The organism is Enterobacter sp. UPMP2060 (assembly GCF_053709655.1).
In genome coordinates, this window is sequence record NZ_JBSKJQ010000010.1 from 139,570 (window position 1) to 145,650 (window position 6,081).

Here is a 6,081-nt window from a genome sequence, read left to right on the forward strand (position 1 = left end):
CGTGCGTCATCAGAGAGAATCCGGGTTATGTTGCAGTTCATCCTCCGACGTCTGGGACTTGTTATCCCCACGTTTATCGGTATCACCCTTCTCACTTTTGCCTTCGTCCATATGATCCCCGGCGACCCGGTAATGATTATGGCGGGCGAGCGTGGTATTTCCCCTGAGCGCCATGCACAGCTGCTGGCGGAACTCGGTCTCGATAAGCCGATGTGGCAGCAGTACCTCCACTATATCTGGGGCGTATTGCACGGTGATTTAGGGATTTCGCTGAAAAGCCGTCTTCCGGTGTGGGACGAGTTCGTGCCGCGTTTTAAAGCGACGCTGGAGCTTGGCGTCTGCGCTATGATTTTCGCCACTGCGGTGGGTATTCCTGTTGGGGTACTGGCTGCCGTCAAGCGTGGCTCTATTTTTGACCACACCGCCGTGGGCCTGGCGCTGACCGGCTACTCCATGCCTATCTTCTGGTGGGGCATGATGCTGATCATGCTGGTATCGGTGCAGCTTAACCTGACACCGGTCTCCGGGCGCGTCAGCGATATGGTCTTCCTTGATGACTCCAACCCGCTCACCGGATTTATGCTGATCGATACGGCTATCTGGGGCGAAGAGGGCAACTTCATTGATGCCGTGGCGCACATGATCCTGCCTGCCATGGTGCTGGGCACTATTCCTCTGGCGGTGATCGTGCGAATGACCCGTTCATCGATGCTGGAAGTGCTGGGTGAGGATTATATCCGCACCGCGCGCGCAAAGGGCCTGACGCGTATGCGCGTCATCATCGTCCATGCGCTGCGTAATGCCATGCTGCCGGTGGTGACCGTTATCGGCCTCCAGGTGGGTACGTTGCTGGCGGGGGCGATCCTGACCGAAACCATCTTCTCCTGGCCGGGCCTTGGACGCTGGCTGATTGACGCGCTGCAACGCCGTGACTATCCGGTTGTGCAGGGCGGTGTACTGCTGGTCGCGACGATGATTATCCTCGTCAACCTGCTGGTCGATTTGCTGTACGGCGTGGTGAACCCGCGTATTCGTCATAAGAAGTAAGGGACCATCATGTCACAAGTCACTCAAAATAAAGTGGTCGCTGCACCGGTTCCTATGACGCCGCTGCAGGAATTCTGGCACTACTTCAAGCGCAATAAAGGCGCGGTGGTAGGGCTGGTGTATGTCGTAATCATGATCCTGATTGCGGTGTTTGCGAACTTCCTCGCACCGTATAATCCGGCGGACCAGTTCCGCGATGCGCTGCTCGCGCCTCCTGCGTGGCAGGATGGCGGTAGCCTGACGCACCTGCTGGGTACCGATGACGTGGGTCGCGACGTGCTGTCGCGTCTGATGTACGGCGCGCGCCTGTCGCTGCTGGTAGGCTGTCTCGTTGTTGTGCTGTCGCTGATCATGGGCGTTGTACTCGGCCTGGTTGCCGGTTACTTCGGCGGCATCGTTGATAACATCATCATGCGTATCGTCGATATCATGCTGGCGCTGCCAAGCCTGCTGCTGGCGCTGGTGCTGGTGGCAATCTTCGGCCCGTCGATAGGCAATGCCGCGCTGGCATTGACCTTCGTGGCGCTCCCTCACTACGTGCGTTTAACCCGTGCGGCGGTACTGGTGGAAGTGAACCGCGATTACGTCACCGCCTCTCGCGTGGCGGGTGCCGGTGCGATGCGCCAGATGTTCGTGAATATCTTCCCTAACTGCCTGGCGCCGCTGATTGTTCAGGCGTCGCTCGGTTTCTCTAACGCCATTCTTGATATGGCCGCTCTTGGCTTCCTGGGCATGGGTGCGCAGCCGCCAACACCGGAGTGGGGCACCATGCTCTCCGACGTGTTGCAGTTCGCACAAAGCGCCTGGTGGGTTGTCACCTTCCCGGGTCTGGCAATCCTGCTGACGGTGCTGTCATTTAACCTGATGGGTGATGGCCTGCGTGATGCGCTTGATCCCAAACTGAAGCAGTAAGAGGCACGAGATGGCGTTATTAAATGTAGATAAATTATCGGTGCACTTCGGCGACGAAGGCACCCCGTTTCGCGCCGTGGACCGCATCAGCTACAGCGTAAATCAGGGCGAAGTGGTTGGCATTGTCGGGGAGTCCGGTTCCGGTAAGTCAGTGAGCTCACTGGCGATCATGGGGCTGATTGATTACCCGGGCCGCGTGATGGCGGAAAACCTGCAGTTCAACGGTCAGGATCTGAAGCGCATTTCTGAAAAACAGCGCCGCCAGCTGGTGGGCGCCGAAGTGGCGATGATTTTCCAGGATCCCATGACCAGCCTGAATCCTTGCTACACCGTTGGTTTCCAGATTATGGAAGCGATTAAGGTGCATCAGGGCGGGAATAAGAAAACCCGTCGTCAGCGCGCGATCGACCTGCTGAACCAGGTGGGTATTCCTGACCCGGCATCACGTCTGGACGTTTACCCGCACCAGCTCTCCGGTGGGATGAGCCAGCGCGTGATGATCGCGATGGCGATTGCCTGTCGACCAAAACTGCTGATTGCGGATGAACCGACGACGGCGCTGGATGTGACCATTCAGGCGCAAATCATCGAACTGCTGCTGGAGCTGCAGCAGAAAGAGAATATGGCGCTGGTGCTGATTACGCACGATTTGGCGCTGGTGGCCGAAGCCGCGCACAAAATCATCGTAATGTATGCCGGCCAGGTGGTCGAAACCGGAAATTCACACGATATTTTCCGCGCGCCGCGTCATCCGTATACCCAGGCGCTTTTACGCGCGCTGCCGGAGTTTGCTCAGGACAAAGCGCGTCTGGCGTCGCTGCCGGGTGTGGTACCGGGTAAATATGACCGTCCGCAGGGCTGTCTGCTCAATCCGCGCTGCCCGTATGCAACGGACAAATGCCGGGCAGAAGAGCCAGAGCTTAACCAGCTTGCTGACGGCCGTCAGTCGAAATGCCACTACCCACTCGATGATGCCGGGAGGCCAACACTATGAGTACGGAACAGGCCACCAAGCAACAACCGCTGTTGCAGGCCATCGATCTGAAAAAATACTACCCGGTGAAGAAGGGGCTGTTTGCCCCTGAACGCCTGGTGAAAGCGCTGGACGGCGTCTCTTTTAACCTCGAACGCGGTAAAACGCTGGCGGTGGTGGGGGAGTCAGGCTGCGGCAAATCCACGCTGGGCCGTCTGCTGACGATGATTGAAGTGCCGACCGGCGGGGAGCTCTATTATCAGGGGCAGGATCTGCTCAAGCACGATCCGCAGGCGCAGAAGCTGCGTCGCCAGAAAATCCAGATTGTGTTCCAGAACCCGTATGGTTCTTTGAACCCGCGTAAAAAAGTCGGGCAGATTCTGGAAGAGCCGCTGCTGATCAACAGTAATCTGAGCAAAGAGCAGCGCCGTGAAAAAGCGCTGGCGATGATGGCGAAGGTCGGCCTCAAAACCGAGCATTACGATCGCTATCCGCACATGTTCTCCGGCGGCCAGCGTCAGCGTATCGCTATCGCCCGCGGGCTAATGCTCGATCCGGACGTGGTGATTGCCGATGAGCCGGTCTCCGCGCTCGACGTATCCGTGCGTGCGCAGGTGCTGAACCTGATGATGGATCTCCAGCAGGAGCTGGGGCTCTCTTACGTGTTCATCTCCCACGACCTGTCGGTGGTGGAGCATATTGCCGATGAAGTGATGGTGATGTACCTGGGGCGCTGCGTGGAGAAGGGGACTAAAGACCAGATCTTTAATAACCCTCGTCACCCGTATACCCAGGCGCTGCTGTCTGCGACGCCGCGTCTGAACCCGGACGATCGTCGTGAGCGTATTAAGCTGACGGGTGAACTACCAAGCCCGCTGAATCCGCCTCCGGGATGCGCATTCAACGCCCGCTGCAGTCGCCGCTTCGGTCCGTGCACCCAGCTCCAGCCGCAGCTGAAGGATTATGGCGGCCAGCTGGTTGCCTGCTTCGCGGTCGATCAGGATGAAAATGGCGAGAAGCCACATCCATAACGAAAAAAAACCGGCGCTTAGCCGGTTTTTTTATATCTGCTTGATTATTTCCGCAGGCGAATCTGGTCGACGGCGTGCTTCTCGCTCTTGGTGAGGATCAGGCTCGCACGCTCGCGCGTCGGCAGGATGTTCTCTTTGAGGTTCACGTAGTTGATCTCATTCCACAGCCCCGTCGCCACGTTGATCGCTTCTTCTTCAGAAAGCTGGGCATAGTGGTGGAAATAGGAATCCGGGTCAGTGAACGCCCCTTCGCGAAACTTCAGGAAACGGTTGATGTACCAGTTTTGCAGCAGGTCTTCCGGCGCATCGACATAAATAGAGAAATCGACGAAGTCCGAGACGAATACGTGATGCGGGTCGTGAGGATAGTCCATCCCGCTTTGCAGCACGTTCAGACCTTCCAGAATCAGGATGTCCGGCTGGACCACGGTTTTATCCCCGCCTGGGATGCGATCGTAGATCAGGTGCGAATAGACTGGCGCGGTGACATTTGGGGCACCAGATTTAAGGTCGGAAACGAATTTCACCAGACGGTGCATATCATAAGAAAGCGGGAAACCTTTCTTCTTCATCAGCCCACGTTCTTTTAACACCTCGTTCGGGTGCAGGAAGCCGTCGGTGGTGATCAGCTCCACGCTGCGGTGTTCCGGCCAGCGGCTTAACAGCGCCTGCAGGACGCGCGCGGTGGTACTTTTACCCACGGCCACGCTGCCTGCGATACTAATGATATAAGGAATGCGTTGACCGTTCGTCCCGAGAAACTGCTCCAGCACGGCCTGACGGCGCAGGTTCGAGCTGATATAGAAGTTAAGCAAGCGAGAGAGGGGGAGATAAATTTCTGCCACCTCTTCCAGGGACAGATCTTCGTTTATCCCTTTTAACCGTGCGATTTCACCTTCCGTCAGCGTCATAGGGACGGAATCACGCAGGGCAGCCCACTGGCTGCGGTTAAAGTGAAGATAAGGCGTCATTAACGTTTGCTCTTTTTTGCTCATAAGCATGCTTCAGTGAGCCAGCATCACACTGCCGGATCGTGGCTCATCACACAGTTAATTTTGGACAATGGGCAGGAGGTTAACACCAGATGACGGGAATAATAAGAAAAAAGATGGAAAGCGCTGCGTTACGCGGAAGCCGTCACGCTACGGTGAATACGGTGCAAATCACGATGATATGTTGAATATTTGACCTCAAATGACTACTTTTACAGCGTCCGATACGCTGTTCGCATAAAATGTGAGCGAAAGAACGTTTTATGCAAATTTTTAGTTGCATGACCGCGCAGGTATCCATAGAATGCGCGCTACTTGATGCCGACTTAGCTCAGTAGGTAGAGCAACTGACTTGTAATCAGTAGGTCACCAGTTCGATTCCGGTAGTCGGCACCATCAAGTCCGGTGGGGTTCCCGAGCGGCCAAAGGGAGCAGACTGTAAATCTGCCGTCACAGACTTCGAAGGTTCGAATCCTTCCCCCACCACCACTTTCTGGCAGCGTAAATGCCGCCGGAGCTGGTTGGAAAAATTAGCCAGCTCAAACTGAAAAAGAGAGAAATCTCTTTTTTTGTTACAGAAAGAACTGGGTAGCCGAGTTTCAGGATGCGGGCATCGTATAATGGCTATTACCTCAGCCTTCCAAGCTGATGATGCGGGTTCGATTCCCGCTGCCCGCTCCAATACGTGCTGATATGGCTCAGTTGGTAGAGCGCACCCTTGGTAAGGGTGAGGTCCCCAGTTCGACTCTGGGTATCAGCACCACTTCACTTCTCCTTCCCGTTTCTCTCTGTTTCAATTTTACTGTATTCAACAATTCAGGCATTTCGCCTGGTTGATGTGGTGATATCACCGATTTATCCGTGTCTTAGAGGGACAATCGATGTCTAAAGAAAAGTTTGAACGTACAAAACCGCACGTTAACGTCGGTACTATCGGCCACGTTGACCATGGTAAAACAACGCTGACCGCTGCAATCACTACCGTTCTGGCAAAAACCTACGGTGGTTCTGCTCGTGCATTCGACCAGATCGATAACGCACCAGAAGAAAAAGCTCGTGGTATCACCATCAACACTTCCCACGTTGAATATGACACCCCGACTCGCCACTACGCACACGTAGACTG

At 55.6% G+C, this 6,081-nt stretch carries 6 protein-coding genes and 4 tRNA genes; 9 read left to right on the top strand and 1 reads right to left on the bottom strand.

Translation table 11 applies throughout. From position 1 onward, the window contains the following. The first annotated feature begins 27 nt into the window (after positions 1–27). From dppB to dppF, 4 genes are read left to right on the top strand one after another with little or no spacing between them, the layout of a single operon-like run. Complete coding sequence (dppB, locus tag ACWKXN_RS18080; RefSeq protein ID WP_023334097.1) at positions 28–1,047, top strand: dipeptide ABC transporter permease DppB; 1,020 nt, start codon at positions 28–30, stop codon at positions 1,045–1,047. A 9-nt stretch (positions 1,048–1,056) separates the two neighbouring features. Beyond that, positions 1,057–1,959: a dipeptide ABC transporter permease DppC gene (dppC, locus tag ACWKXN_RS18085; protein WP_454544106.1), complete on the top strand. Its 903-nt coding sequence runs from the start codon at positions 1,057–1,059 to the stop codon at positions 1,957–1,959. Positions 1,960–1,969: 10 nt separating this feature from the next. Further along, the gene (gene dppD, locus ACWKXN_RS18090; RefSeq protein ID WP_008502772.1) at positions 1,970–2,953 is read left to right on the top strand and encodes a dipeptide ABC transporter ATP-binding protein; all 984 of its coding nucleotides are present in this window, start codon (positions 1,970–1,972) and stop codon (positions 2,951–2,953) included. Next, positions 2,950–3,963 carry a dipeptide ABC transporter ATP-binding subunit DppF gene (gene dppF, locus ACWKXN_RS18095; RefSeq protein ID WP_447724354.1) on the top strand — a complete coding sequence of 338 codons (1,014 nt, stop codon included), beginning with the start codon at positions 2,950–2,952 and terminating at the stop codon, positions 3,961–3,963. Before dppD ends, dppF begins: the two co-directional genes overlap by 4 nt. Positions 3,964–4,007: 44 nt before the next feature. Here the strand turns inward: dppF and coaA are convergent, their stop codons facing one another. Then, positions 4,008–4,958 (bottom strand): type I pantothenate kinase, encoded by a 951-nt coding sequence (coaA, locus tag ACWKXN_RS18100; protein WP_063145380.1) that lies wholly within the window; start codon positions 4,956–4,958, stop codon positions 4,008–4,010. A gap of 317 nt (positions 4,959–5,275) precedes the next feature. Between coaA and ACWKXN_RS18105 the strand changes: the two genes are divergently transcribed. The 5 genes from ACWKXN_RS18105 to ACWKXN_RS18125 form a co-directional block, all read left to right on the top strand. Then, positions 5,276–5,351: transfer RNA gene (locus ACWKXN_RS18105), tRNA-Thr, on the top strand. 8 nt (positions 5,352–5,359) lie between these two features. Beyond that, a tRNA-Tyr gene (locus ACWKXN_RS18110) sits at positions 5,360–5,444 on the top strand. Positions 5,445–5,561: 117 nt separating this feature from the next. Then, positions 5,562–5,636 (top strand) — tRNA-Gly (locus tag ACWKXN_RS18115). A gap of 6 nt (positions 5,637–5,642) precedes the next feature. Further along, a tRNA-Thr gene (locus ACWKXN_RS18120) sits at positions 5,643–5,718 on the top strand. 118 nt (positions 5,719–5,836) lie between these two features. Then, on the top strand, positions 5,837–6,081 hold a 245-nt coding region (locus tag ACWKXN_RS18125), incomplete at its 3' end, for a GTP-binding protein (protein WP_227520603.1).

Bases quoted from the DNA above. Each gene is read 5' to 3' on its own strand.
- dppB (WP_023334097.1), top strand. From the start codon at position 28: ATGTTGCAGTTCATCCTCCGACGTCTGGGACTTGTTATCCCCACGTTT.
- dppC (WP_454544106.1), top strand. From the start codon at position 1,057: ATGTCACAAGTCACTCAAAATAAAGTGGTCGCTGCACCGGTTCCTATG.
- dppD (WP_008502772.1), top strand. From the start codon at position 1,970: ATGGCGTTATTAAATGTAGATAAATTATCGGTGCACTTCGGCGACGAA.
- dppF (WP_447724354.1), top strand. From the start codon at position 2,950: ATGAGTACGGAACAGGCCACCAAGCAACAACCGCTGTTGCAGGCCATC.
- coaA (WP_063145380.1), bottom strand. From the start codon at position 4,958: ATGAGCAAAAAAGAGCAAACGTTAATGACGCCTTATCTTCACTTTAAC.